At 62.4% G+C, this 24,491-nt stretch carries 23 protein-coding genes and 1 pseudogene; 13 read left to right on the top strand and 11 right to left on the bottom strand.

The genetic code is table 11. The features are described 5' to 3' along the window. Positions 1-25: 25 nt before the first annotated feature. The 4 genes and pseudogenes from AB4Y97_RS03645 to AB4Y97_RS03660 form a co-directional block, all read right to left on the bottom strand. Complete coding sequence (locus tag AB4Y97_RS03645; RefSeq protein WP_441997641.1) at positions 26-1,195, bottom strand: DUF3696 domain-containing protein; 1,170 nt, start codon at positions 1,193-1,195, stop codon at positions 26-28. After that, entirely contained in the window at positions 1,192-2,364 is a 1,173-nt protein-coding gene (locus AB4Y97_RS03650) for a DUF262 domain-containing protein (RefSeq protein ID WP_441997642.1), read from the bottom strand. Before AB4Y97_RS03650 ends, AB4Y97_RS03645 begins: the two co-directional genes overlap by 4 nt. A 194-nt stretch (positions 2,365-2,558) precedes the next feature. Beyond that, positions 2,559-4,232, bottom strand: coding sequence for a recombinase family protein (locus tag AB4Y97_RS03655; RefSeq protein ID WP_441997643.1), 1,674 nt, complete (start codon positions 4,230-4,232; stop codon positions 2,559-2,561). Between the two features lie 38 nt (positions 4,233-4,270). Then, a pseudogene (locus tag AB4Y97_RS03660) lies at positions 4,271-4,369 on the bottom strand (alternative ribosome rescue aminoacyl-tRNA hydrolase ArfB); the annotation flags it as partial. Between the two features lie 186 nt (positions 4,370-4,555). On the opposite strand from AB4Y97_RS03660, the gene AB4Y97_RS03665 reads away from it, so the two are divergent. Next, positions 4,556-5,479 (top strand): AEC family transporter, encoded by a 924-nt coding sequence (locus AB4Y97_RS03665; protein ID WP_441997644.1) that lies wholly within the window; start codon positions 4,556-4,558, stop codon positions 5,477-5,479. A 97-nt stretch (positions 5,480-5,576) separates the two neighbouring features. After that, positions 5,577-5,807: a hypothetical protein gene (locus AB4Y97_RS03670; RefSeq protein WP_441997645.1), complete on the top strand. Its 231-nt coding sequence runs from the start codon at positions 5,577-5,579 to the stop codon at positions 5,805-5,807. A gap of 4 nt (positions 5,808-5,811) precedes the next feature. Here the strand turns inward: AB4Y97_RS03670 and dprA are convergent, their stop codons facing one another. Genes dprA through AB4Y97_RS03690 form a run of 4 tightly spaced genes read right to left on the bottom strand, consistent with a single transcriptional unit; the run spans position 5,812 to position 9,872 of the window. After that, on the bottom strand, positions 5,812-7,014 hold the full coding sequence (gene dprA / locus AB4Y97_RS03675) for a DNA-processing protein DprA (RefSeq protein WP_441997646.1): 1,203 nt from the start codon (positions 7,012-7,014) through the stop codon (positions 5,812-5,814). Next, a complete protein-coding gene (plsY, locus tag AB4Y97_RS03680) occupies positions 7,011-7,613 on the bottom strand; it encodes a glycerol-3-phosphate 1-O-acyltransferase PlsY (protein WP_441997647.1) in 603 nt (200 codons plus the stop codon). The genes dprA and plsY overlap by 4 nt, the downstream gene beginning before the upstream one ends. A 10-nt stretch (positions 7,614-7,623) precedes the next feature. Further along, positions 7,624-8,916 (bottom strand): dihydroorotase, encoded by a 1,293-nt coding sequence (locus tag AB4Y97_RS03685; protein WP_441997648.1) that lies wholly within the window; start codon positions 8,914-8,916, stop codon positions 7,624-7,626. Between the two features lie 8 nt (positions 8,917-8,924). Then, on the bottom strand, positions 8,925-9,872 hold the full coding sequence (locus AB4Y97_RS03690; protein ID WP_441997649.1) for an aspartate carbamoyltransferase catalytic subunit: 948 nt from the start codon (positions 9,870-9,872) through the stop codon (positions 8,925-8,927). A gap of 151 nt (positions 9,873-10,023) precedes the next feature. Between AB4Y97_RS03690 and AB4Y97_RS03695 the strand changes: the two genes are divergently transcribed. The 5 genes from AB4Y97_RS03695 to AB4Y97_RS03715 all read left to right on the top strand — a co-directional run bounded on the left by AB4Y97_RS03695 (position 10,024) and on the right by AB4Y97_RS03715 (position 16,282). Next, entirely contained in the window at positions 10,024-10,386 is a 363-nt protein-coding gene (locus tag AB4Y97_RS03695) for a hypothetical protein (RefSeq protein ID WP_441997650.1), read from the top strand. A 44-nt stretch (positions 10,387-10,430) separates the two neighbouring features. Further along, positions 10,431-11,120 carry a phosphatase PAP2 family protein gene (locus AB4Y97_RS03700; RefSeq protein ID WP_441997651.1) on the top strand — a complete coding sequence of 230 codons (690 nt, stop codon included), beginning with the start codon at positions 10,431-10,433 and terminating at the stop codon, positions 11,118-11,120. A gap of 88 nt (positions 11,121-11,208) precedes the next feature. Then, the gene (locus tag AB4Y97_RS03705; RefSeq protein ID WP_441997652.1) at positions 11,209-12,852 is read left to right on the top strand and encodes an isovaleryl-CoA dehydrogenase; all 1,644 of its coding nucleotides are present in this window, start codon (positions 11,209-11,211) and stop codon (positions 12,850-12,852) included. 134 nt (positions 12,853-12,986) lie between these two features. Next, positions 12,987-15,680 (top strand): type I DNA topoisomerase, encoded by a 2,694-nt coding sequence (gene topA / locus AB4Y97_RS03710; RefSeq protein WP_441997653.1) that lies wholly within the window; start codon positions 12,987-12,989, stop codon positions 15,678-15,680. A 122-nt stretch (positions 15,681-15,802) separates the two neighbouring features. Then, positions 15,803-16,282 carry an MgtC/SapB family protein gene (locus tag AB4Y97_RS03715; protein WP_441997654.1) on the top strand — a complete coding sequence of 160 codons (480 nt, stop codon included), beginning with the start codon at positions 15,803-15,805 and terminating at the stop codon, positions 16,280-16,282. Here the strand turns inward: AB4Y97_RS03715 and AB4Y97_RS03720 are convergent. Next, a complete protein-coding gene (locus AB4Y97_RS03720) occupies positions 16,279-16,473 on the bottom strand; it encodes a hypothetical protein (RefSeq protein ID WP_441997655.1) in 195 nt (64 codons plus the stop codon). The genes AB4Y97_RS03715 and AB4Y97_RS03720 overlap by 4 nt on opposite strands. Before the next feature lie 242 nt (positions 16,474-16,715). Here AB4Y97_RS03720 and parE point away from each other — a divergent pair, with 242 nt between their 5' ends. After that, entirely contained in the window at positions 16,716-18,782 is a 2,067-nt protein-coding gene (gene parE, locus AB4Y97_RS03725; protein WP_441997656.1) for a DNA topoisomerase IV subunit B, read from the top strand. A gap of 76 nt (positions 18,783-18,858) precedes the next feature. Here the strand turns inward: parE and AB4Y97_RS03730 are convergent, their stop codons facing one another. Together AB4Y97_RS03730 and AB4Y97_RS03735 are read right to left on the bottom strand one after the other, a co-directional pair. Continuing rightward, entirely contained in the window at positions 18,859-19,203 is a 345-nt protein-coding gene (locus AB4Y97_RS03730) for a hypothetical protein (RefSeq protein WP_441997657.1), read from the bottom strand. Between the two features lie 190 nt (positions 19,204-19,393). After that, on the bottom strand, positions 19,394-19,531 hold the full coding sequence (locus AB4Y97_RS03735) for a hypothetical protein (protein WP_441997658.1): 138 nt from the start codon (positions 19,529-19,531) through the stop codon (positions 19,394-19,396). A gap of 299 nt (positions 19,532-19,830) precedes the next feature. Here AB4Y97_RS03735 and rnr point away from each other — a divergent pair, with 299 nt between their 5' ends. The 5 genes from rnr (at position 19,831) to AB4Y97_RS03760 (ending at position 24,358) form a co-directional block, all read left to right on the top strand. Continuing rightward, positions 19,831-22,128, top strand: coding sequence for a ribonuclease R (gene rnr / locus AB4Y97_RS03740; RefSeq protein ID WP_441997659.1), 2,298 nt, complete (start codon positions 19,831-19,833; stop codon positions 22,126-22,128). A 14-nt stretch (positions 22,129-22,142) separates the two neighbouring features. Next, the gene (locus AB4Y97_RS03745; protein WP_441997660.1) at positions 22,143-22,616 is read left to right on the top strand and encodes a DUF983 domain-containing protein; all 474 of its coding nucleotides are present in this window, start codon (positions 22,143-22,145) and stop codon (positions 22,614-22,616) included. Continuing rightward, positions 22,567-23,310 (top strand): NUDIX hydrolase, encoded by a 744-nt coding sequence (locus tag AB4Y97_RS03750; protein WP_441997661.1) that lies wholly within the window; start codon positions 22,567-22,569, stop codon positions 23,308-23,310. The genes AB4Y97_RS03745 and AB4Y97_RS03750 overlap by 50 nt, the downstream gene beginning before the upstream one ends. Positions 23,311-23,485: 175 nt before the next feature. Further along, positions 23,486-23,653 carry a 50S ribosomal protein L33 gene (gene rpmG, locus AB4Y97_RS03755; protein ID WP_227384139.1) on the top strand — a complete coding sequence of 56 codons (168 nt, stop codon included), beginning with the start codon at positions 23,486-23,488 and terminating at the stop codon, positions 23,651-23,653. Between the two features lie 471 nt (positions 23,654-24,124). Continuing rightward, complete coding sequence (locus AB4Y97_RS03760; RefSeq protein ID WP_441997662.1) at positions 24,125-24,358, top strand: hypothetical protein; 234 nt, start codon at positions 24,125-24,127, stop codon at positions 24,356-24,358. The last annotated feature ends 133 nt before the right edge of the window (positions 24,359-24,491 follow it).

Consider the following 24,491-nt stretch of genomic DNA (forward strand, 5'->3'; position numbering starts at 1 on the left):
GTTCAATACGTAGTCAGTCATGGCGCTACGAGATTTTTGGCTTTACAAGGCGAGCTGTATTTCTTCGATGCTGGTCAAAAAAGCCTTCAGGCCAAGCGCTTAGCTTACCTTCTCTGTCGATACTCGGCGAGAGTATCTCGGAGCGCCCATTGACACGCTTGAAGTAGTGGAAGGCTGCTTGCTGTGGAGCAAGAATCCCTTCGCGTACAGCGATGCGCGCGCCATCCATAAAGTGATCCGAATGAGTCTCAACGATCACCTGCACTCCGGCCGCGGCTGCCCGCGCGCACAATTCGCCAAGCCTCGTTTGCCCCCTGGGATGAAGATGTGCTTCAGGGTTTTCTATCAGAACGAGCCCTCCGGCCGGAGCTCCCAGCAATGCCACTAAGACTGGTAGGACGTAACTTAGCCCAAAGCCCACGTTTGTCGCGCGATACTCACGACTACGAAGCTCCCCTTCTTGTGCAAACGTAAATGCGCCCACGATTAGGTCGGCTGCGGTAACTGGCGTCATGTCTAGTTGGGCGCCAGGGCTCACCTCGCCCAGCCAGCCCTCTACCTGATCTCCGAGACGGCCACCAAGATCTGAGATCACGCGTGGATCATTTTCGGAAAGGGTGATCGCACCTTGGTACTCATGGAGCGCGTGGAGCACGTACTCCCCTCGTGTCCCGAGGTCGAACGCCCGGGCGCGAGAGGCCGACATCGGCAGGAATTTCCGTGGCCCGTGACGCTCAGCATGCAGATAGTGGAAGGCGGAGCGCGGCGGCTCTCCATGTACCTCCCCTTGTAGGAGCACGGCCGAAGCTCCACCTTTGAGCATCAAATCGATTGCACGCCGACTTGCGTCATCGTCTTGCATTATCGCAGAAGCTCGATCCTCTGTGATCATGAAGGGAAACTGGATCAGTGTATTGCGATCTTCGTCGCGCCTAAAGCTTATCTCAATGCAGTCTGCATCCGCCCATTCGAACAGAACCTCTCCTGGCCCTCCCAGATCTACTAAATCGCCCGATGTCGATAGGTGGCCGCGACTCAGACTTCCCATCAAATAGGATTGCCTTAGAGTAAGAAGCGATTGAATGACGCTGCTCTTCCCGGCAGCATTGAGCCCGGCCAGCAACGTAAGCGGTTCAAGCGTCATGGTTGCTTTGGCAAGACATTTGAAATTCTTGATAGTCAGTTCTGAGATCATTGATCCAACAACAGTACCTTCTGGAGCAGAAACTCAATAGAGCCGAATCGTTTGGTCACACGCGTAGGAACGCCAGTCGAGTAAGAGACTGAAATCACGAACTCCGGATCTTGCGCAAGGAGCGTCTGGAACTCGGCAATGATCTCATCCCGCCGATTGATGGCAATTGTAACTTGATCGTCGCCAAGCCCTGCTAATGCTACTGACCAAGCCTCAAATAGAGGCTTGCTGACTGGATTTCTGCCTGTCCGGACCTGACCGTTACCGCCCATCCTGGGCTTACGGAACGCCACAGTCCCAAATATCGAATGCGCCGTCCGCATGGCTCTGAAAAATTCGGAAGCAAGGCGTGTTCGCTCCTCTTCTGTCATCGCATTGATCTTACGCATTGCCTCATTTAGGAATGTGTCAAGGTCGTTAACGCGATAGTCTGATGGCTTCGTCATTCGGAACGCCAAGAAGCGGAGCACCATCTCCTGAGCGTCCATACGATCATCACGAACAGAAGAGTCAGTTGCTGACTTGAACGTTGGATCCTCTGCGAGATCACGTAAGTATTTCCGCACAGGCCCCTTGTTCAGCGCATTGCGGATTTCTTGGCCCGTAAGCGGAGTTCCGCCAGTATTAATGCGCTTGAAGATGTTTATCATCACCTCTTCTGGCGTGCCCGGCTGGATCACATTGATTACGAGTTCAGTCTCTTCGATGCGCCTCTGCATGGCGCGATCCAGGTCGGCAAATTTCCGGCCCTCAAGAACCCCAAGATACTCTAACCCCGCAAGACTGAATTCCCCCTTCATGAAATCATAGATCGTCGTGATCCTCTGGAGTCCATCAACCACTGCCCAATCATCTTTAGGATTGGCGGACACGTAAAAAACAGGCAGCGGAATACGAAGCAAAAGCGACTCAATCAACTGACTTTTCCGGTGCGGATGCCAAACCCTCGCGCGCCGCTGAAATTCAGGGGCCAGATCTACCTCGCCATGATCTATCCGCCGGACAACAAGATCTATATTCTTCTTTTCCGTTGTTACTTTGATTTTACTGGGATCAAAGGGCTTGTCGATCAGAAGCGTGTTATCGACTAACTCCGCCTCAACACCCAGCACATCTTCTGTAACAACGGCGTCTAGTTCACTGCTTTCACTAGGGGAAACGTCATTCATCTTGGTGCAGCTCGTACTTTGTATAAATGGACATTCCGGACCTAGGTCCAAGATTTGGTTATACGTGAACCCGCTTGGCACAATGTCTACGGATATTGGTCGGAACCGGCGACTAAAGGAAGCAGCGAAAGGTTCTCCGTCAACCCCCCAGTTGGATCAAGCTGGCAAGTGCCTGCTAGGAGCTACCCTGATGCTCAGCCCTGGGAGGGGCCGCTTGTAGCCCGCCAAACGAATCGCTCCAATGGAGCATGGGACGGCGGCTCGGACTTGAGATCCTCAAAATCTTCAATGCCGTGGGGATCGTCATCATTGAGCCAAGCCCTCCACCGGACCGCATTTCTCGCCCCAACGACCCAGGGCGCATCCCTGACCCCGCTCTTAGGGGTAAGCAAGGCCATAACCCCAAGATCTTTATCAAAGCGTACCTGAACAACCAGACGGCGCATCTGCTCGGCGAGAGCCGTCCGGATCACTGTCTTTTCGGCGTCGGCCGCCGCATCCATTCGTACCTGCAAGTCCTTGATGGCTTCCAAGCGAGCCGCGATGCCCGGATCGGCGGTCTCTATGGCTACAGCCCTCTCTGCCTCCCCAATCTCCTCCTTAAGCCTTGCAGCTTCTTCGGCCGCTTGGGCAATAAGGTCTCTCACGGCGTTATCGCCATCCACGTATAGGTCGATCAGGCGCCCTCGGCGGGCCTCTACAGCGGCAAGTTTCGTCCGGAGAGGCGTCACACGGTCAACTCGTTCCTTCTCGGCGTCCCCGAGAACGGCCGCGACGTCGAGGTAAGACACTACCCGGAGCAGCCGCCGCTCAATCTTATCGACGCGCCATCGTTGCCTGTTGTCGCATCCGAAGTGGCGGACGGCATCGTTGCATTCGTAATATCGGGCACCTTTGGGAGGCTTGCCCTTTGAACTGATGCGCATAGGACCGCCGCACTCGCACTTTACCAAGCCAGTAAGAAGATGAGCGACTCCTGCACCGCGCCGCCCGGAGGCTCCCTTTCGGCGATCAATGGCCTCCTGGGCTCTCCAGAACAACTCCTCGCTGATCACAGCAGGATAGTAGCCTTTGATGGGCTCACCTTCCGGTTTACGATTCGCATGGCGGCCAATGTGGGGCTGGTACTCACCGAAGGCAGCGCGGTTGCGGAGTACGGTGTCCACAGTCGAACTCCACCACCCCCTCTTTCCTCTAAGTGAAGGAACCTCTTCCTCATTGAGGCCTTTCGCGATCGACCTTTTGCCACGTCCTGCAACAGCCTCCCGGAAGATCCGACGCACCACTTCGGCCCTGTCTTCGAGAATGACAAACTTCTGCCCATCAAGGCGAATCCATGCAGGGGTGGCGCCGGACACCTTGTGGCCTTCCGCCCTTGCCCTCTCCCGCTTGTTGCTCCACACCTTACCAATCCGGAGCGACTTGATGTTCGACTCCTCGTTCGCCCGCGCCATGATGCCGACTGAGATCATGAGGTCGACGCCGCCCCGACTGTCGATGTCCTCCTTCGAATATTCCTTTCTGTCGGCGAGAGTTACGACGCGGACCCCTTTTCGAACGAGCCCGAGCAGAAGGTAGGCCGCGTCGCTGACCGCCTCTCGGCTAAGACGATCCAAAGACTCAATAATTAGGCAGGACCCTGGCTCAACCTCCCCGGACTCAACGCGCTCCAGAAACCGCCCAAGAGCAGTCTTCTCCTCTCGGTTGCTTCCTTTCCAAGCAGAGACGCCAAGGTCCCGAAGGGAATCGTCCAGTTCAAGGTTGTGCTCTAGGCACCAAGCCCTTGCGGCCTCCAACTGTCTTCGGAGGGAGTCACCTTGGGCTTGGGATGGCGTGGAGAATCGAACGTAGGAATACGCTTTCGGCATGGTCATGCTCATCGGTACAACATGACTGTAAAGTATCAAACCATTTTGACGTTCTGCCCGCCTGGCCCCGAACCCCGGATGAAGCTTTCCTCGATCTCGGATTCGTCGAGCACGATGGTATCGGTCACCGGGATCATGGGGGCCTCGGGAGGACAGGTGAAAACTGGGGCATTCCGTCATTATGTCCAATGATCGGCCGCCGGATGCTTGTCGAGGCTTTTGATCCGGTCTAAGCGCCTTTGTCCATTCGGCTCTTGCCATTTGGCTCACGCCAAAGCGGCTTTCTCCAAAGCGTCGCTCGTCCTCAACCGGCTTCCTGCTCCATGTCCTCCGTCTTCGCCAGCCTGATCCCGACCTTCCTGATCATTGCAACGGGCTGGCTCGCCCGCGTCACGAATTTCGTGGACGACAGGCAATGGGTCGGGCTCGAGCGGGTCACCTATGTCATCTTCTTCCCAGCCCTGATCATCGACACCCTCTCGCGGGCGGACCTGACATCCGTGCCGGTTCTCGGGGTCGGCGGCGCGCTGATCGGCGCCATTCTGGCCATGGCCTTCATCATGCTGGCGCTCAGGCCCCTGCTCGAACGCCATCTCGGCATCGACGGCCCGAGCTTCACCTCGGTCTTTCAGGGCGCGACGCGATGGAACACCTTCATCGGCCTTGCGGTCGCGGGCAGCCTGTTCGGACAGCGCGGCGTCGCGCTGATCGCGGTGGCGATTGCCGCCATGGTGCCGCTGCTCAATCTTCTCGCCTTCTACGTCTTCATCCGCTATGCGGGCCGACCTAAGCAGAGTCCCTTCGACATTCTTCGCTCCTTCGCCACCAACCCGTTCATCTGGTCCTGCGCCCTGGGCCTCGCGCTCAACCTGCTCGCTCCTCCGCTGCCAAAGCCCATTGCCAGCTATATCGAGCTGACGGGCCGCGCGGCGCTCGCCGCCGGCCTTCTCGTGGTCGGCGCGGGCCTCGATATCAGGCGCCTCGCCAAACCCGGACCGGCCCATTTCCTGTCGTCAGCCCTCAAGCTCCTGCTTCTGCCTGTCGTCGCCGTCACCATTGCGCGGATGGTGGGAGTCGAGGGCAACGATCTGGTTGTAACCATCATTGCAGCCTCGGTACCTTCGGCGAGCGCTGCTTACGTGCTGGCGAGGCAGATGGGCGGAAACGCGCCTCTCATGGCCGAGATTCTAACGTTGCAGACCCTTCTGGCCATGGCCTCGATGCCCCTGCTGATTGCGTTTCTCTGAGATTTTGCAACTATAGATATAAATCGTGACCTTGTATTATTTTTGGTTGTGCTGCTATCTAGGCATCACCGAAATGAACAGGTCAGCAAGCGCTTCCATGTCCAAACCTCCGCTCCGCGCCAGCAATGCCCAATCTCTCGAGAAGGATGGGGTCCGTCCCCTGGAATCCGATGCCTCGTCGGCAGAAACGGCTCAGTACATCGCGGAATTCGCAGCCGAATTGTCGTTCATGGCCCGGAAATCCAAGCTCGATCTGCTGGCCTATCTCCTGGACATGGCGCGCATGGAGGCGATCCGAACCGTCCAATGCGACGCGAGACGTCCTTGAACGGTCAGCGGCCTGCCACCAACGACACCGCATTCCCCCCGTGCCGTTCGAGGCGCCCTGCGATTTCCAGCTCCAGCAAGGCCATCTGGACGACGCGGATCGGGAGACCGGACTGGCGGACGAGATCGTCGATGGAAACCGGCGACGGGCCGAGCAGGTCGATCACTCCCACCTCCGCCTGAATGCCACCTCGATCCTCGAACACGCCCGTATCGGGCGTGACGGCACCGACCGGAGGCCGGGGAACATCCGGCAGGTCGAGTTCGTCCCAGAGCTCTTCTGTGCCCGCGAGGTGGAGTGGCTCCTCGACGCCGATATCGGAGCGCAGGCCTGTGGCGACGAGGGGTTCGAGCACGCTGGTGATATGCTCGATCCCGGCGCACAGGGTCGCGCCCTCGCGGATCAGATCGTTGGTGCCCTCGGCGCGTGGATCGAGAGGCGAGCCGGGCACGGCGAAAACCTCGCGCCCCTGTTCGAGGGCGAAGCGAGCCGTGATGAGTGAGCCAGAGCGGCGCGCGGCCTCCACCACCACGACACCGTAGGAAAGGCCCGATACGATTCTGTTCCGGCGCGGGAAATCCCGTCCCCGCGGCTCCCAACCGAAGGGCATCTCGGAGATCACAGCCCCGCCCTGCTCCACGATGGCGCGCAGGAGCGGCTCGTTCTCGGACGGATAAACCTTGTCGTGCCCCCCCGCCAGCACAGCGACCGTGCCGGTTTCCAGCGTCGCCTTGTGCGCCCGTGTATCGATCCCGCGCGCCAGACCCGACACCACCACGTAACCCGCCTCGCCCAGCTGGCGCGACAGGCGCTCGGCGAAGGTCAGCCCGGCGGCGGAGGCATTGCGCGAGCCGACGATGGCGACGGAAGGTTTGGCCAGAATATCACTCGATCCACGTACCGCGATCAGCGGCGGAGCCGTGTCGACGGCCTGCAGGGTCTTCGGATAATCCGGCTCGCCCATGGCGACGAAACGGGCGCCCAGGCGGGCGGCGGCGGCCATTTCCTTTTCCGCCTCCGCCCGGCTCGTGACCTTCAGCAGCAGACGGCCGCCTCGGCGGGCGAGATCCGGCAGAGCGTCCAGAGCAGCGGAAGCCCCGCCGAACTGGTTGACCAGGGCTCGGAAGGTGCGCGGTCCCACATTCTCCGAGCGGATGAGGCGCAGCCAGTCGAGGCGCTGCTCGTCCGTCAGGCGTGCGCCGCTCATCCCTTCTGTCCGATCTTGCCTTCGGTCCCGGCCAGAAGGCGGTTGATGTTCTCGCTGTGCTTCCACCACAGCAGCACGACGAGAATGACCATGACGCCCCCCATCTTCGGCTCACCGAGAACCCACAGCACCAGCGGCGTCGCGGCGGTGGCAACCAGCGCCGACAGAGAGGAGTAGCGCGTCAGGTAGGCAAGGCCGAGCCAGATGAGGGCGAAGATCACCGCCGCGAGCGGCATGAGACCAATCAGGATACCGATGAAGGTCGCGACTCCCTTGCCTCCCTTGAACCCGAGCCAGACCGGGAAAAGATGGCCGAGAAAGGCGCCCAGCGCCGCGATGGTCGCGAGATCCTGCCCCCAGTAGCCTGCGATGAGCACCGCTGCCGTGCCCTTCAGGGCATCGCCGACCAGGGTCGCGGCCGCCAGGCCTTTGCGCCCCGTCCTCAGGACATTCGTCGCGCCGATATTGCCCGACCCGACATTACGGATATCGCCTAAGCCCGCCATGCGGGTGAAGATGACCCCGAAGGGGATCGAGCCGAGGAGATAACCGAAAACCAGGGCGGCCAGCAGATAAAGCATATGGGTGTCGTCGGACATTCACGTCTCTTCAATTCGAGCGGCGAGTGAACACGATCCTGCCCGCAACCATCGTCATCGTCACCTGTCCTTCCAGACGGGCTTCGTCGAAAGGCGTGTTCTTGGACAGGGAGCGGAGGTTGCGCTTGTCGAGGACATAGGGCGCGTCCGGATCGAACACGATGAGGTCCGCGGGCGCACCCTGCCTCAACCTGCCGCCAGGCAGGCCAAGGATTTCCGCCGGTCGCGCCGACAAGGCGCGAAGGAGCTGCGGCAGAGTGATGTGCCCGGAATGGACGAGGCGCAGGGCGGCGGAGAGCAGGGTTTCGAGCCCCACCGCCCCGTCGGCGGCCTCCGAAAACGGCAGCCGCTTGGTCTCCACATCCTGTGGATTGTGGTCCGAGACGATCACGTCGACGGTTCCGTCCGCCAGCGCCTCGATCATCGCTTGCCGGTCGTCCTCGTGCCGGAGGGGCGGCGAAAGCTTCAGGAAGGTGCGGTAATCGCCGATATCGTTCTCGTTGAGGGCAAGGTTGTTGATGGAGACGCCGCAGGTGACCGGAAGCCCCCTCGCTTTCGCGGCTCGCATGATCTCCACCGAATCCGCACAGGAGATCATCGCCGCGTGGTAGCGCCCGCCGGTGAGGCGGACGAGGCGGATATCCCGCTCCAGCATGACCGTCTCCGCCTCGCGCGGAATGCCGGGCAGGCCGAGCCGGGCGGCGAATTCGCCCTCGTTCATCACGCCCGTGCCGACGAGATCGGGGTCCTCCACATGGTGGATGATCAGCCCGTCGAAGTCGCGGGCGTAGGTGAGCGCGCGGCGCATCACCTGGGCGTTCGTGACCGAGCGTACGCCATCGGTGAAGGCGATGGCGCCCGCCTCGCGCAAGAGGCCGATCTCGGCCATTTCCTTGCCTTCGAGGCCTTTCGTCAGTGCGCCCGCCGGGCAGACGCGGACGATGGAGGTGTCGCGCGCCCGGCGCAGCACGAAATCGATGATGGCCGAATTGTCGAGAACCGGGCTCGTATCGGGCATCGAGACGATGGTCGTGACGCCCCCGGCCGCCGCGGCCTCGCCCGCGCTCTTCAGGGTCTCGCGATGCGCGGCCCCCGGCTCGCCGATGAAGGCGCGCATGTCGATAAGGCCGGGCGCGAGGACCTGCCCGCCGCAATCGATGGTCTCCGCATCGGAGGCCTCCATCACCTGCGCGCCGACATCCGCGATGATGCCATCCCGAACCAGGACACCGCCCCGCTCCTCACGTCCACTGGAAGGGTCGATGAGGCGAGCGTTCTTGAAGAGAATTGGTTGATGGCTCATCGCGCTTCTCATCGATTGGGCAGGTGGCTCGCGAGTGCCTCTAGCACCGCCATGCGTACGGCCACGCCCATTTCGACCTGTTCGCGGATGAGGGATTGCGCACCGTCCGCCACGTCGGAGGAAATCTCGACGCCCCGGTTCATGGGCCCCGGATGCATCACCAGCGCGTCGGGCTTGGCATAGGACAGTTTTTCCTGATCGAGTCCGTAGAAGCGGAAATACTCCTTCACGGAGGGCACGAAGGAGCCGTTCATGCGCTCGAGCTGCAGGCGCAACATCATCACGATATCCGCATCGCGCAGGCCCTGGCGCATGTCTGTGAAGGTCTCGAAACCGAGCCGCTCGATGCCCGGCGGCAGCAGGGTCGACGGCGCGACGAGGCGCACCCGCGCGCCCATGGCGGCGAGCAGGATCATGTTGGAGCGGGCGACCCGCGAATGAAGAATATCGCCGCAGATCGCAATCGTCAGGCCCTCGATGCGGCCCTTGTTGCGGCGGATCGTGAGCGCATCGAGCAGCGCCTGGGTCGGGTGCTCGTGCGCCCCGTCGCCCGCGTTGACCACCGAGCAATCGACCTTCTGGGCCAGAAGGTGCACCGCGCCCGCCGCATGATGGCGCACGATGATCAGGTCCGGGCGCATGGCGTTGAGCGTCGCCGCCGTGTCGATCAGCGTCTCGCCCTTCTTCACGGAGGACGATGCCACAGACATGTTCATCACGTCGGCGCCGAGGCGCTTGCCCGCGATCTCGAAGGAGGATTGCGTGCGTGTGGACGGCTCGAAGAAGAGATTGATCTGAGTCCGGCCCCTGAGGGTCGATTTCTTTTTTTCGATCTGCCGGCTGACTTCGACCTGCGCATCGGCCAGATCGAGCAGAGCCCGGATATCCAACGGGGAAAGCCCCTCGATACCGAGCAGGTGGCGGTGGGGGAAAACGGAGCGGGGCGCGTTATTCATCTTAAAAAGATGGCTATAGGCGGAGTCGAAGGGAGCGGCAAGCAGCGTCTCGCCGCGGATCTCGCATCGCTTTCGCCGAAGCTGTGGAATCGCCCTTGACTTGAACATTATCCATTCGACAGTTCGGCGTCGGCTTGTGGAGGAGAAAAACATGACGACCGACAAGAGGAAGATGCCCAAGACCGCAACGAAGTCCCCAGAGGAGACGGAGAGCGGGGCAGCCCCCGCCACGCAGCCGGTCAAACATCCGCAGTCGATCCGGATCATCGATACGCCCGGGATCGCGGAACAATTCGCCAATCAGGTGCTCGACGTCTTTCTGGTCAATGGTCACACCGTATCCATAACCTTCGGCGCAAAGCGCAACATTCGGGAAGCAACATTCGGCGAGCGGGAAACCATCATCGCCGTCAATGCACGGCTGACCGTCGATCTGCACGCTGCAGAGGCTTTGCGGAACGCTCTGAACAAGGTCATCGCCATGACGAAGCCACCGACCGGCGGAGTGAACTGACCGGCTCGTTGACTGCATCCGCGCTAGATCCGAAGCTAGAGGATATGAACCGCTCTGCTCTTCTCGCCGTCGGGCTGCTGGCCCTTTCCCTGGTCCCTGCAGCCCCCTCCGTGGCCAAGGACAAGTTCCGCCTCGATGTCTCGATCGATACCGCTCAGATCGGCGCGCCGCCGTCCCCCACGGCGGCCGCTCAGGATCTTGACGGCGTCCTTTTCTCCCAGGCGCAATGGACCCAGGCGAGAGAGGATCAAGCGATCAGGGACGCGCGCCAAACCTTGTCGAGTTTTCTCGAAGGGATGGGCGCCACGGTCGACAAGAATGAGCTGAGGAAGGCACGCCGCCTGTTCAAGGATGCGACCGCCGCCCTGGAGGAGGCGCTCGCGCCCGTCAAGGATCGCTTCGGCCGCCCTCGCCCCTTCAAAGCAAGCAGCCATGTCAGGACCTGCCCGATCAAGCTGCCTCAGAGCAGTTCCTTCCCATCGACCCATGCGGGTACGGGAGCGCTCTTCGCAGCCCTGCTTTCCCATGTCGCCCCCGAGCGAAAGGTGGAGCTTGAAGCACGGGGCCGTGATTATGGCTGGAGCCGGGTGGTGTGCGGTTTCCACTATCCGTCGGATATCGAGGCCGGACGGAAAGGAGGGCTGCTCGTCGCGGACGTCCTGCTGCACGATGCGGCATTCGTGAAGCGGCTCGACAACGTCGCCCCGGAACTCCGAAAGGCCCTCGGTCCTTAGGCTCCGAAAGCATCCCGAGAGGCGGCAGATTCTCCTTCTTTGCGCGGTCCGCTCTATATTCTTCCAGCTGGCATCGACGGAACGCCCGATGAACCATGAATCCCAGGACGTCTTCAACCAGACTCCGCCCTTCGGCGACGTGAACCTGATCGCGACCGACCGAGCGCTGCTCGACGCCGTGCAGGCCAACGGGGCGGATCTCGATAACGAAGGACTTCCCGTTTTCGGGCAGCATTGGGGCTCGGCGGAGCGCCTCGAGCTTGGGCGGCTCGCCAACGAGAACCCGCCGAAGCTCCATGCCTTCGACTCGCGCGGCTTTCGGATCGACGCCGTCGAGTTTCATCCCGCCTATCACGCCCTCATGCAGGCCAGCATGGAGGACGGGCTTCACGCCTCCACGTGGGACGATGCCCGGCCCGATCATCCGACCGGTCAGGGCCACATGGCGCGGGCGGTGCGGATCTATACGGTCGCCGGCGTCGAGAGCGGCCATGTCTGCCCGATGACCATGACGCATGCCTCGGTGGCGGCGCTCGCCGCCGCGCCGAACCACCTGAAGGAATGGCTGCCGAAGATCCGTTCGCGGGCATACGACACGCGCTTCGTTCCCTTCTGGGAGAAAACCGCCGCGACCCTCGGCATGGGCATGACGGAGAAGCAGGGCGGAACCGACGTTCGCGCCAACACGACCCGTGCAGATCCCACGGCCGGGGACGAATATGCGCTTACCGGCCATAAATGGTTCATGTCGGCTCCCATGTCCGATGCCTTCCTGGTCCTTGCCCAGGCTCCAGGAGGACTGACCTGCTTTCTGATGCCGCGCTTCCGGCCCGACGGCTCCCTCAACGCCATCCATCTGCAGCGGCTGAAGGACAAGCTCGGCAACCGCTCGAATGCCTCTTCCGAAGTCGAGTTCGAAAAAGCCTTCGCCTGGCGCATCGGTGAGGAAGGGCGCGGGGTGCACACCATCATCAATATGGTGCAATTGACCCGGCTCGATTGCGCCGTCGCCTCCGCCGGGCTCGTGCGGATGGGGCTCAACCTCGCCCATCACCACGCGCGGCATCGCAGCGTGTTCCAGAAAAAGCTCATCGACCAGCCGGCCATGCGTATGGTCCTGGCCGATATCGCCCTGGAAAGCGAAGCCATGACGGCCTTGTCCATGCGGCTGGCGCGCAGCTTCGACGGCAGCGCCACGGACGAGAACGAGGCCGCCTATGCCCGCCTCGTCACCCCCGCCGCGAAATTCGGCATCTGCAAGGCCGCTCCCCGGCTGCTCTACGAGGCCATGGAGAGCCTCGGCGGCAACGGCTATGTGGAGGAAAGTCCCCTGCCCCGACTTTACCGGGAGGCTCCCGTCAATGCGATATGGGAAGGCTCGGGCAACGTCATCGCCCTCGATATCCTGCGGGCCGAGACCCGGGAGCCGGAAGCCGCGGCCCTGGTCCTTGACCACCTCATGGCCGATATCGCCGACCTGCCCGGCGCCTCGGATGCGGCCCGGGACATCGTGCTGGCGCTTCGGTCTCCCGATGCAGAAACCAAGGCGCGGCTGATCGCCGACCGCCTGTTCACCCTGGCCGCCACGGCGGCCCTGGCGCGCTCCGCTCCTCCTGAAATAACCTTGTCCTATGCCCTGACCCGGCTTAACCAGCCTGCCCGCATGATCGGCGCAAACGAGGTAGGGCAAGCCGTCAAACCCTTGCTGGACAGGGTTTTCACCCCCATATGACCGAAGGGTGGACAAGATCGATTTGACTTGTCCGCAATCATAACCCACTTATCCCGCCCCGCGATGGTCAGGGGCTGACCGTCGGTTTCGCCGTCACATTCGAGCATTGCTCGCGGCTACGTAGGAAGTCGCTCATGAAAGTCGTCGTCGTCGAGTCGCCTGCCAAGGCCAAGACGATCAACAAGTATCTCGGCAAGGATTACGAGGTCCTGGCCTCCTTCGGGCATATCCGCGATCTGCCCGCCAAGGACGGTTCGGTCGACCCGGATGCCGATTTCCGCATGGTCTGGACGCTGGAAGACCGGGGCTCCAAGCGCGTCTCCGAGATCGCCAAGGCGATCAAGGGGGCCGAGAAGCTCATTCTCGCCACCGACCCGGATCGTGAGGGCGAGGCCATTTCCTGGCACGTGGTCGAGGCCCTGCGCGAGAAGCGGGTGCTCAAGGACTTGCCCGTCGAGCGTGTCACCTTCAACGCCATCACCAAGGACGCGGTGCAGAAGGCTATGAGCCAGCCGCGCGAGATCGATCAGGCCCTGGTCGAGGCCTATCTCGCCCGCCGCGCCCTGGATTATCTCGTCGGCTTCACACTGTCGCCCGTGCTCTGGCGCAAGCTGCCCGGAGCGCGTTCGGCAGGGCGCGTCCAGTCTGTGGCGCTTCGCCTCGTCTGCGACCGCGAACTCGAGATCGAGACCTTCAAGACGCAGGAATACTGGTCGCTCATCGCCACCCTCGCGACGAAGGACGGCGGCGTGTTCGACGCGCGCCTCGTCGGCGCGGACGGCAAGAAGATCCAGCGCCTCGATATCGGCAGCGGCGCTGAGGCCGAGGCATTCAAGCGCGATCTGGAGCTGGCGACCTTCCTGGTGGCGAATATCGAGGCCAAGCCCGCCAAGCGCCATCCCTATCCGCCCTTCACCACCTCGACCCTGCAGCAGGAAGCCTCCCGCAAGCTGGGCTTGGCTCCCGCGCAGACCATGCGTATCGCGCAGCGTCTCTACGAGGGCGTCGATATCGGCGGCGAGACGGTGGGTCTCATCACCTATATGCGTACCGACGGCGTCGACATGGCGCCGGAGGCGGTGCAGGCCGTGCGCCGGGTGATCGGCAAGGAATACGGCGAGCGCTATGTTCCCGGTGTGCCGCGCAAATACACGACCAAGGCCAAGAACGCGCAGGAAGCGCACGAGGCCATCCGTCCGACCGATATGAGCCGCCTACCGAAATACGTGGCGAAATATCTCGAACCCGAACAGGCCAAGCTCTACGACCTGATCTGGACCCGCACCGTGGCGAGCCAGATGGAATCGGCGGAGCTGGAGCGCACCACCGCCGACGTCACGGCCCAGGTCGGCCCGCGCAAACTCGATCTGCGCGCCACCGGACAAGTGGTGAAGTTCGACGGCTTCCTCACGCTCTACAACGAGAGCAAGGACGACGAGGCGGACGATGATGAAGGCCGCCTGCCGCCCATGAAGGCAGGCGATCCGCTGGAGCGCCGCCGCATCGCCGCCGGCCAGCACTTCACCGAGCCGCCGCCGCGCTACTCGGAAGCCAGCCTCGTCAAGCGCATGGAAGAGCTCGGCATCGGCCGTCCCTCCACCTATGCCGCCGTGCTGCAGACCCTGCGCGACCGCGAATATGTGAAGATCGAGAAGAAGCGGCTCGTGCCCGAGGACAAGGGCCGGATCGTCATCGCGTTCCTGGAAAGTTTCTTCCGCCGTTACGTGGAATACGATTTCACGGCGGATCTGGAGGAACAGCTCGACCGCATCTCCAACAGCGAGATCGATTGGAAACAGGTGCTGCGGGATTTCTGGCAGGACTTCTCGGCCGCCATCGGCGAGACCAAGGAGCTGCGCACCACCGAGGTGCTCGATGCGCTCAACGAGCTTCTCGGGCCGCACATCTTCCCGGACAAGGGCGACGGCTCGAACCCGCGCACCTGCCCCACCTGCGGCGCCGGCCAGCTCTCGCTCAAGCTTGGCAAGTTCGGCGCCTTCATCGGCTGCTCGAATTATCCTGAGTGCAAATACACCCGCCAGCTCGCCGCCTCCGGCGTCGAGGGCGACGGTGAAGGCACGTCCGAGAACGGCGGCACGCCCGGCGTGAAGGTTCTGGGCGACGATCCGGAAACCGGGCTGCAGGTCACCCTGCGCGATGGCCGCTTCGGCCCCTTCGTCCAGCTCGGCGAAGGCGAAAAACCGAAGCGCTCGTCGATTCCGAAGGGCATGTCCCCTGCCCTGATCGATCTGGAAAAGGCGCTCAAGCTCCTGTCGCTGCCGCGCACGGTCGCCGTGCATCCGGAATCGGGCGAGCCGATTCTCGCCAGCATCGGGCGCTACGGGCCATATGTTCAGCACGGCAAGACCTATGCCAATCTCGGCAAGGACGATGACGTGCTGGAGATCGGCGCCAACCGGGCCATCGACCTGATCGTCGCCAAGGAGAGCGGCGCGGGAGGCGGCTTCCGTCGGGGAGCGGCCGATCCCGGACGCGCGCTCGGGGCGGACCCGGAATCGGGCAAGCCCATCGTTGTCAAAGCCGGCCGCTTCGGGCCCTATGTGACCGACGGCGAGACCAACGCGACCCTGCCCAGGGCCGTGGCCGCGGAAGCGGTGACGCTCGATGAGGCCATCGGGCTCCTGAACGCCCGCCGGGCCATGGGCGGATCCAAGAAACCGGCACGCGGCCGGAAAACGGCTGCAAAAAAGGCTCCCGCCAAGAAAGCGGCAACCAAGAAGACGGCGACGAAACCGGCTGCCAAATCGACGGTTGCCAAGAAGACGACAACCCGCAAAGCTTCCGCGAAGGCTGCCAAAGCCGGCTAGAGCATCGGACCCAAAAGTGGACTCCACTTTTGGGATCAATCCGATGCTCATTTCCTTAAGCGGCGCATCGTTGTATGCGGAAAACCGGGTCCACTTTTCCGCACGATGCGCTAAGGATAGCGATGGACCGGTTGTCTCCCGATCAGGTCGAGATCATGCTCCGCCTCGTGGTCGCCACGCTGGCGGGCATGTCCATCGGCCTGAACCGGGAACTCACGAGCAAGCCCCTGGGCATGCGGACGCTCGCCCTCGTCTCGCTGAGCGCGGCGATGCTGGTCCTGTCAGGCTCGGTCTATGGCGGAATCATTTACAATCAGGATGCCCTGAGTCGCGTGATTCAGGGCATCATGACCGGCCTGGGCTTTCTTGGAGCGGGCGTCATCCTTCGCAATATCGGCCGCATGGAGGTCAAGGGCCTCACAACGGCCGCGACCGTCTGGACCGCGGCCGTGCTCGGCATCACGGCGGGCCTGGGAGCTTGGCTGATTACACTGACCGGCATCGCGATTGCCCTGATCCTGCTGATCATGGGAAGGCCGCTCGAAAACGTGCTTCACCGCCTGCTGCAGGGCAAGCAGGATGAAGGAAAAACAGACGACTAGCGGGTGATGAAGTAAAGCGCGGCCAGGGCAGCCGCCGCCAGTCCCAGCCAGAACAAGGTCGTCGACTTGCGGGTCCGCGACGGCTGATCCAGGTTCTCCGGCTCGTCGAAGGCAAAGGCTTCACCGGCGGTTCGCGCGGCTCGGGTCAGGTGGAGCTGTTGCGCCGTTCCCACGGTCGTCCGCATCGTCACGGTGATCCTCCATTAAGCTTTCGCTAAGCGTATCCAGCCAACGTGAATGATAGCTAAACAGTTCCTCGCCTTCGAGTGAAGATCGCCTTTAGAGGTGACATGAGAATGACAGGTCTTCCCCATCAGCGAATTTTATGGCTTGTGCTTCACTATCGCACTTCACGTTTACGTTTTGTTCTCGTATGAATTGAGGAATGAAAAGCAGTGTCAAGAAACGCGAATCATCACGGACCAAGGTCCCAATGACTGATAACGACGATCTCTTCGGGGGCAACGAAGCGGCGCCTGTGAAGCGGGCTGCGCCGGCCTCCGCCAGAAGTGCCGCCGCCAAAGTCTCCCGCAATGCCCCGCAGGGCACCCCCGGCGAGAGCGGCTACGACGCGTCCGCCATCGAAGTGCTGGAAGGGCTCGAGCCCGTCCGCCGCCGCCCCGGCATGTATATCGGCGGCACGGACGAGAAGGCCTTGCACCACCTCTTCGCCGAGGTGATCGACAATTCCATGGACGAGGCGGTCGCGGGCCACGCGAGCTTCATCGAGGTGGAACTGGAGGAAGGCGGCTGGCTGTCGGTCATGGATAACGGCCGCGGCATCCCGGTCGACCCGCATCCGAAATTCCCGAAGAAGTCGGCGCTCGAGGTCATCATGACCACCCTGCATGCCGGCGGTAAGTTCGATTCGAAGGTTTACGAGACCTCCGGTGGCCTGCACGGCGTCGGCGTGTCGGTGGTGAACGCCCTCTCCGAGATTCTCGAGGTCGAGGTCGCGCGCGGCCAGACCCTCTATCGTCAGGTCTTCTCGCGCGGCATTCCCCAGACCAAGCTCGAGACAGTGGGCCGGGTGCTCAACCGGCGCGGCACGAAGGTGCGCTTCAAGCCCGATCACCAGATCTTCGGCAAGGATGCGCATTTCCTGCCCCGGCGCCTGTTCAAGATGGCGCGCTCCAAGGCCTATCTTTTCGGCGGCGTCGAGATCCGCTGGAAATGCGCCCCGTCGCTGCTCGAAGGCGCCGACAGCGTTCCGGCCGAGGCCACCTTCAAGTTTCCAAACGGGCTCAAGGATTACCTCGCCCACGACATCGACGGAAAAGAGCTCGTCACCGACCAGATCTTTTCCGGCAAGATCACCAAGCAGGGTGGACACGGCTCGCTCGAATGGGCGGTGGCCTGGATGGCGAACGAGGATGGGTTCTCCTCCTCCTACTGCAACACCGTGCCGACCCCCGAAGGCGGCACGCATGAGAACGGCCTGCGCATCGCGCTGCTGCGGGGCCTGCGCGACCATGCGGAGCGTGTCGGCCAGCAGAAGCGCATGGCGCCGGCGACCACCGACGACGTGATGGCGACCTGTGCCTCCATGCTCTCGGTCTTCATCCGCGAGCCGGAATTCCAAGGCCAGACCAAGGACAAGCTGGCGACCCTGGAAGCAGGCCGCATCGTCGAGACCGCCATTCGCGACACCTTCGACCACTGGCTCGCCGCCTCCCCGCTCCAGGCCAACAAGATCCTCGACTGGGTCATCGACCGGGCCGAGGAGCGCCTGCGCCGGCGCCAGGAGAAGGAGGTCGCCCGCAAGACGGCGACCCGCAAGCTCCGCCTGCCCGGCAAGCTCGCCGATTGCTCCAATGCGGGCGCAGCGGGATCGGAACTGTTCATCGTCGAGGGCGACTCGGCGGGCGGCTCGGCCAAACAGGCGCGCGACCGCAAGAGCCAGGCGATCCTGCCCCTGCGCGGCAAGATCCTCAACGTGGCCTCGGCCGGCCGGGACAAGCTGCACCAGAACCAGCAGCTTTCCGACCTCGTCCAGGCGCTCGGCTGCGGCACGGGCTCCCATTACCGGGATGCGGATCTGCGTTACGAGAAGGTCATCATCATGACCGACGCAGACGTGGACGGCGCGCATATCGCCTCGCTGCTCATCACCTTCTTCTACCGGCAGATGCCGCGCCTCATCGATGCGGGCCATCTCTACCTCGCCGTGCCGCCGCTGTTCCGCCTCAGCCACAGCGGCAAGACGGTCTATGCGCGCGACGAGGCGGATCGGGACAGGCTCCTCAAAACCGCCTTCAAGGCCAACAGCAAGGTGGAGATCGGCCGCTTCAAGGGCCTCGGCGAGATGCTGCCGGCCCAGTTGAAGGAAACCACCATGGATCCGAAGAAGCGCCTGCTCCTGAAAGTGGTGGTCGAGGCGGACGAGCGTCCGGAGACCGGAGACGCGGTCGAGCGCCTGATGGGCAACAAGCCCGAGGCCCGCTTCACCTTCATCCAGGAACGGGCGGCCTTCGCGAACGAGGCGGATCTGGATATCTGACGATCCTGATATCAGGCAACCTTGATGTCGGGTGACGTGACGTTCGGCAGCCTTGCGGGACGCCCGTCGTTTCCCGCTACCGGCGTGGACGGCTATAGGTCTTCTCGCTTGGCGCTTGCGCAGCATTGCCGGTGGCGATCTGGAGGCAGGTGAGTACTTCCACATAGCTGGGATACCCGCCGATATTCGTTTCCTCGACGCACCGCGCCCGCAGGGCTGCCGGAAAGCTGGTCCACTTCTTGTCGAGTTCGCCACGGGCGTCGGTCTCGTCCCTCATGCAGTTTTCCTGCGGAGAACGATCCTGAGGGACCAGAGGGACGGCGGCCTTGCAGGTGGATTGAATGTCGAGATGCGGAATATCCTCGGCAGCGAGGGCGGAGGTTGCGGCAAGGACAAGCGTGAAGGCGAGGAACCGGAACATGGGATCTCCCTCTCGAGCATGTCCAGACGAAGCGGATGCCGGTTCGCCGCAGGATCATGCGATCAACCAGGCTCTCAGGATCGATCGATGACGGATCGTTTCCCGGTTGCCGCCATGGGGACGCGCCAAATGCCTTTGTATCACATTCCCGCCCCCCGGTCCTGGAAGGCGGCGGCTCAAATGCGTTACTTCAAATAATCAGCGCGCTTTCCGCCTGCGAACCCGCCCGCGGGAGCGGCGGCTGCCCCACGACGACCACCTCGAAAAAAATTTCAGAAATTTTTTGAAACCTGCGGAACCTTCGTTTGAATCCCACGTTGACAGGCATCACCGGCTCATTCTGCCCCCACGAGCCGGTCCCTCAAAGGCTCCGCAAGGGGCCTTTTTTTTGTCTTGAATGGCGGTTTGGATCCATCACAGCGTCTCGCGCGTCATCATGGGCGATAGCGGCCCGGGCTAGAGCATCGGACCCAAAAGTGGACTCCACTTTTGGGAGCAATCCGATGCTCATTTCCTTAAGCGGCGCATCGGTGTATCCGGAAAACCGGGTCCACTTTTCCGCACGATGCGCTAGCCGTGGCGGTGCCCGCATGCCACAAGAGCATATGAACGCGAAGAGTTTCCTCCTTGGCTAAACGTTCCAAAACCTCGACCGCGACCCTGCCCTCCCGGGAGGACGTCGTCGCCTTCATCACGAGTTCCTCCGGTAAAGTCGGCAAGCGGGAAATCGCCCGCGCCTTCAATGTCCAGGGCAGCGACCGCATCTGGCTGAAGCAGCTGCTGAAGGATCTGGAAATCGAGGGCATCGTCGACCGGCGCGGCAAGACCGTGCACAAGGCGGGCCAGCTCCCACCGGTCGTCCTCGCGGACATCAAGCGGCGGGACCGGGATGGCGAGCTGATCGCCGAGCCTACCGAATGGGACGAGGAAGAATACGGACCCATTCCGACCATCATCATCATTCCTTCGCGCAAGCCGCGCCCCGGCATGCCGGTGGCCGGCGTCGGCGACCGGGCATTGCTGCGGGTCGATCCGCTGAAGCAGGGCGACGTCCATCGCTATGTGGGCCGGGTCACCAAGATCCTTGCCAAGCAGCGGGCGCAGGTGCTCGGCATCTTCCAGGCGCTCCCCGAAGGCGGCGGGCGGCTCGTTCCGGTGGACAAGAAATCGCGCGAGAAGGAACTGCTGGTCCGCCCCGGCGACGAGGGCGAAGCCCGCGATGGTGATCTCGTCGCCACCTCGATCGTGAAGCACGGCCGTTTCGGCCTGCCTCATGCCAAGGTGAAGGAGCGGCTCGGCTCGCTGAAATCCGAGAAGGCGGTGAGCCTGATCGCCATCCACACCCACAACATTCCAAGCGACTTTCCCGCCGCTGCCCTGGCCGAGGCGGAAAGGGCCGAGCATGCCACCCTGGCCGGGCGCGAGGATTGGCGCGACGTCCCCCTCGTCACCATCGACCCGCCCGACGCCAAGGACCATGACGACGCGGTCCATGCGGTGCGCGACGAGGATGAAGACAACAAGGGCGGCTTCATCGTCACCGTGGCGATTGCCGATGTGTCGGCTTATGTCCGTCCCGGCTCGGCGCTGGACCGCGACGCGCAGGAGCGCGGCAACTCGGTCTATTTCCCGGATCGGGTCGTGCCCATGCTGCCGGAGCGGATTTCGAACGACCTGTGTTCGCTGCGCCCGCACCAGCCCCGCCCGGCGCTTGCCGTACGCATGGTGATCGGCCCCGACGGGCGTAAAAAGAACCACAGCTTCCACCGGGTGATGATGCGCTCGGCTGCGAAGCTCTCGTATCAACAGGCGCAGGATGCCATCGACGGCAGGCCGGACGAGACGGCGGGTCCCATTCTCGACTCGATCCTCAAGCCCCTTTGGGCGGCCTACGAGACCGTGAAGAAGGCGCGCGACATCCGCGAACCGCTCTTCCTCGATCTGCCCGAGCGCAAGATCGTGCTCAAACCCGATGGCACCGTCGACCGGATCTTCGTGCCCGAGCGGCTGGAAGCGCACCGGCTGATCGAGGAATTCATGATCCTCGCCAATGTCGCCGCCGCCGAGACCCTGGAGAAGGCCAAGTCGGACCTGATCTATCGGGTCCATGACGAGCCTTCGCTGGAAAAGATGCGGGCACTCAGCGAGGTCCTGGCCTCCATCGCCTTGAAGCTGCCGACCACGGGCGCGCTGAAGCCGGAGCTGTTCAACCGCATCCTGCGCACCGTCGAGGGCTCGGAGCATCAGCTCTTCATCAACGAGGTCGTGCTGCGCTCCCAGTCGCAGGCCGAATATTCCGCCGAGAATTACGGCCATTTCGGCCTCAACCTGAGGCGCTACGCGCACTTCACCTCCCCCATCCGCCGCTATGCCGACCTCATCGTGCACCGCGCGCTGATCCGGGCGCTGAAACTCGGCAAGGACGGGCTCCCCGCCGATACCACCCGCGCGGAGCTGATCGAGATCAGCGCCCGCATCTCGGCGGCGGAGCGGCGCGCCATGGCGGCGGAACGTGAGACAATCGACCGCTTGATCGCGCACTTCCTCGCCGACCGGATCGGAGCCATATTCGAGGGGCAGATCTCGGGCGTGACCAAGGCCGGTCTATTCATCAAGCTCAAGGAGACCGGCGCTGACGGCTTCGTTCCGGCAGGGACGATCGGGGCCGATTACTACCGTTACGACGAAAAGACCCATTCCATGCGCGGCGAGCGCACGGGCGAAACCTACCGGCTCGGCGACCGGGTTCAGGTGAAGCTGGTGGAAGCGGCTCCCGTCGCGGGCGCTTTGCGGTTCGAGCTGCTCTCCGAGGGGCGTTTCAGCCGCAAGCCCCAGGGGGCGAAGAAAGCGCGCGGCGCCAAGGCAGGCAAGCCGAGCCGTCGCGCGGCGCCCAAAGTGAAGGTCAAACGGCGCAGTCGCGCCTGATTGAAGGAATTGCAATGCCCTCGTTTTCCGAGCCGGTTCCATCCGAACCCATCAGCCGAGTCACGGCCATGAAGCGCGGCTTCCTGGGCCGTTGCCCGGCCTGCGGCGAGGGGCGGCTCTTCGGTCGTTTTCTGAAGGTGACCGACCGGTGCGAAGCCTGCGGCACGGAACTTCACCACCACCGGGCGGACGACCTTCCGCCCTATATCGTGATCTTCATCGTCGGCCATCTGATCGGTTACGGCATTCTCATGACCGAGACCAAGCTTGAGATGCCGATATGGATTCACCTCGCCATCTGGCCCGCCCTGACCCTCGTCCTGTGCCTGATCCTCATGCAGCCGGTCAAAGGCGCTGTCGTCGGCCTGCAATACGCGTTAGGGATGCATGGTTTCGGGGCGGCGCGCGCCCGCAAGGCGATGGAAGGGGAGATCGGGCGTGACGCAGACATTGGAACAGACGAATCTCCGCGCCTCCGAGGCGCATGACTCGGCTCTCACGAAAATCACCCCACGCGACGCCGCCACCCTGATCATCGTCGATCGGAAGGGAAAGAATCCGAAGGTCCTGATGGGACGCCGGCATGCCGGGCACAAGTTCATGCCCGGCGTCTTCGTCTTTCCCGGTGGGCGGGTCGAGGCCGGGGATCGCTCCATGTCGGTAGTCGGCATGCTCCATCCCCGTGCCGAGCAGGCCCTGATGGCGCGGGTGACACGCCCCTCCTCCCAGCGCAGCCGGGCCCTGGCGCTGGCGGCGATCCGTGAAACCTTCGAGGAAACCGGCATCCTGCTCGGCACCAAGGAATATGGCGGGCCGGACAGCGCGCCCGCCGGCACCTGGGCCGCGTTCCGGGAGCGGGGCGTCTTTCCCGATCTCGAAGGGCTGCAGGTGGTGGCCCGGGCCATCACTCCACCACACCGGGTGAAGCGATTCGACACGCGCTTCTTCGCCGTCGACCGTACCTCTATCGCGGAATCGGTCGAGGGCGTGATCGGCCCGGATTCGGAGCTCGTGGAGACGACCTGGGTGACGCTGACGCAGGCGAAGGCCCTCGACCTGATGCCGATCACGAAGGTCATTCTGGAGGAGCTGGAGGCCAGGATCTCCAACGGGTTCACCCATGAGCTACCGGTTCCCTTCTACTACCAGAAGCGCGGCAGTTTCGTGCGGGAGGAGCTTTAGCCCTCGAAGCCCACCTTTTCGGCCGAACCTTGGATCATCCCCGCGTAGGGAAACCCTTGACGGAATGGGGATAATCGTGCATGGAGCAGCACGAATTTTCGGCCGGGTTCGCCCGGCTTTTGCGTTTCGGCCAAGTTCCCATTCCGCCGAAGCACCGGATCTAAGAGGTTTGACCATGGCCAAAGCCGCAACCATCAAAGTGAAGCTCGTCTCCACCGCCGACACGGGCTATTTCTACGTGACGAAAAAGAATTCGCGCACGATGACCGATAAGCTCGCGATGAAGAAGTACGACCCCGTCGCAAAGAAGCATGTCGAGTTCAAGGAAACCAAGATTAAGTAATCCGGCTTTCCGGAAAGCTTTTGAAGTCATGAGAACCGCCTCCGTAAGGAGGCGGTTTTTCTTTCGGAGCCCTACCGTGAGGCGAATGAATGAGCCCCGGCGCGCCCTTGCAAACACAAAAACCTTATCACTTCGGCCTGTTAACAAGTTGAATACCAGCCTTGATAGGCAATACTCTAGCATCTTAGCTGTTACATCTCGTACAGACGAGTAAACATCATAACAGCAGAGCAGTTGGGGGGCATTGTGCGCATATTTCTACTCGCGATAATCGCGAGCTGTTTATCTTTGGGGGCTTGCGCCACCGTCACACGTGGCACGACAGAGCAGATCACCTTTACCTCTGATCCACCTGCAGCCATGCGGACCTCGACGGGTCTTACCTGTCCGACGACGCCTTGCACGCTTGAAGTTAGCAGGAAATCGGAATTCATCGCGACCTTCTCAAAGGAAGGGTATCGAAGCGAGGAAGTGGCGATCCAGACTCGCGTGGCAGGAGCAGGCGCGGCCGGTTTTGCAGGCAACGTTCTCATCGGCGGCATTGTCGGCATGGGGGTCGATGCCGCAACTGGTTCGACCCTGGAGCACTATCCGAACCCGGTTACGGCGAGCTTGGCGCCGCTGGCGGTTTCATCGAAGAACCGGGCGCGCAAACCAGCCAAGCCTCGGGGGCCTGTCAAGGAAGACGCTCCTCCGACCTCATAACGGTGAGGAAGACGCATTTTCCGCAAACCGGATTCACCTTTGCGGAAAATGCTCTCGCGAACAGAGAGATCAAGCCATCTGGCTTGGCGATTGGAGCCCGATCATGTTCTTAAGGCGTGGTCGGGCTCGAATT

Origin of the sequence: Microvirga sp. 2TAF3 (assembly GCF_052114965.1) — a bacterium.
In the GTDB taxonomy this organism is placed as follows: domain Bacteria; phylum Pseudomonadota; class Alphaproteobacteria; order Rhizobiales; family Beijerinckiaceae; genus Microvirga.

Bases quoted from the DNA above. Each gene is read 5' to 3' on its own strand.
- AB4Y97_RS03705 (WP_441997652.1), top strand. From the start codon at position 11,209: ATGAACCATGAATCCCAGGACGTCTTCAACCAGACTCCGCCCTTCGGC.
- AB4Y97_RS03665 (WP_441997644.1), top strand. From the start codon at position 4,556: ATGTCCTCCGTCTTCGCCAGCCTGATCCCGACCTTCCTGATCATTGCA.
- topA (WP_441997653.1), top strand. From the start codon at position 12,987: ATGAAAGTCGTCGTCGTCGAGTCGCCTGCCAAGGCCAAGACGATCAAC.
- AB4Y97_RS03730 (WP_441997657.1), bottom strand. From the start codon at position 19,203: ATGTTCCGGTTCCTCGCCTTCACGCTTGTCCTTGCCGCAACCTCCGCC.
- AB4Y97_RS03690 (WP_441997649.1), bottom strand. From the start codon at position 9,872: ATGAATAACGCGCCCCGCTCCGTTTTCCCCCACCGCCACCTGCTCGGT.
- rpmG (WP_227384139.1), top strand. From the start codon at position 23,486: ATGGCCAAAGCCGCAACCATCAAAGTGAAGCTCGTCTCCACCGCCGAC.
- AB4Y97_RS03715 (WP_441997654.1), top strand. From the start codon at position 15,803: ATGGACCGGTTGTCTCCCGATCAGGTCGAGATCATGCTCCGCCTCGTG.
- parE (WP_441997656.1), top strand. From the start codon at position 16,716: ATGACTGATAACGACGATCTCTTCGGGGGCAACGAAGCGGCGCCTGTG.
- AB4Y97_RS03650 (WP_441997642.1), bottom strand. From the start codon at position 2,364: ATGAATGACGTTTCCCCTAGTGAAAGCAGTGAACTAGACGCCGTTGTT.
- AB4Y97_RS03745 (WP_441997660.1), top strand. From the start codon at position 22,143: ATGCCCTCGTTTTCCGAGCCGGTTCCATCCGAACCCATCAGCCGAGTC.
- AB4Y97_RS03670 (WP_441997645.1), top strand. From the start codon at position 5,577: ATGTCCAAACCTCCGCTCCGCGCCAGCAATGCCCAATCTCTCGAGAAG.
- AB4Y97_RS03645 (WP_441997641.1), bottom strand. From the start codon at position 1,195: ATGATCTCAGAACTGACTATCAAGAATTTCAAATGTCTTGCCAAAGCA.
- dprA (WP_441997646.1), bottom strand. From the start codon at position 7,014: ATGAGCGGCGCACGCCTGACGGACGAGCAGCGCCTCGACTGGCTGCGC.
- plsY (WP_441997647.1), bottom strand. From the start codon at position 7,613: ATGTCCGACGACACCCATATGCTTTATCTGCTGGCCGCCCTGGTTTTC.
- AB4Y97_RS03695 (WP_441997650.1), top strand. From the start codon at position 10,024: ATGACGACCGACAAGAGGAAGATGCCCAAGACCGCAACGAAGTCCCCA.
- AB4Y97_RS03735 (WP_441997658.1), bottom strand. From the start codon at position 19,531: ATGCCTGTCAACGTGGGATTCAAACGAAGGTTCCGCAGGTTTCAAAAA.
- AB4Y97_RS03685 (WP_441997648.1), bottom strand. From the start codon at position 8,916: ATGAGCCATCAACCAATTCTCTTCAAGAACGCTCGCCTCATCGACCCT.
- AB4Y97_RS03655 (WP_441997643.1), bottom strand. From the start codon at position 4,232: ATGCCGAAAGCGTATTCCTACGTTCGATTCTCCACGCCATCCCAAGCC.
- AB4Y97_RS03700 (WP_441997651.1), top strand. From the start codon at position 10,431: ATGAACCGCTCTGCTCTTCTCGCCGTCGGGCTGCTGGCCCTTTCCCTG.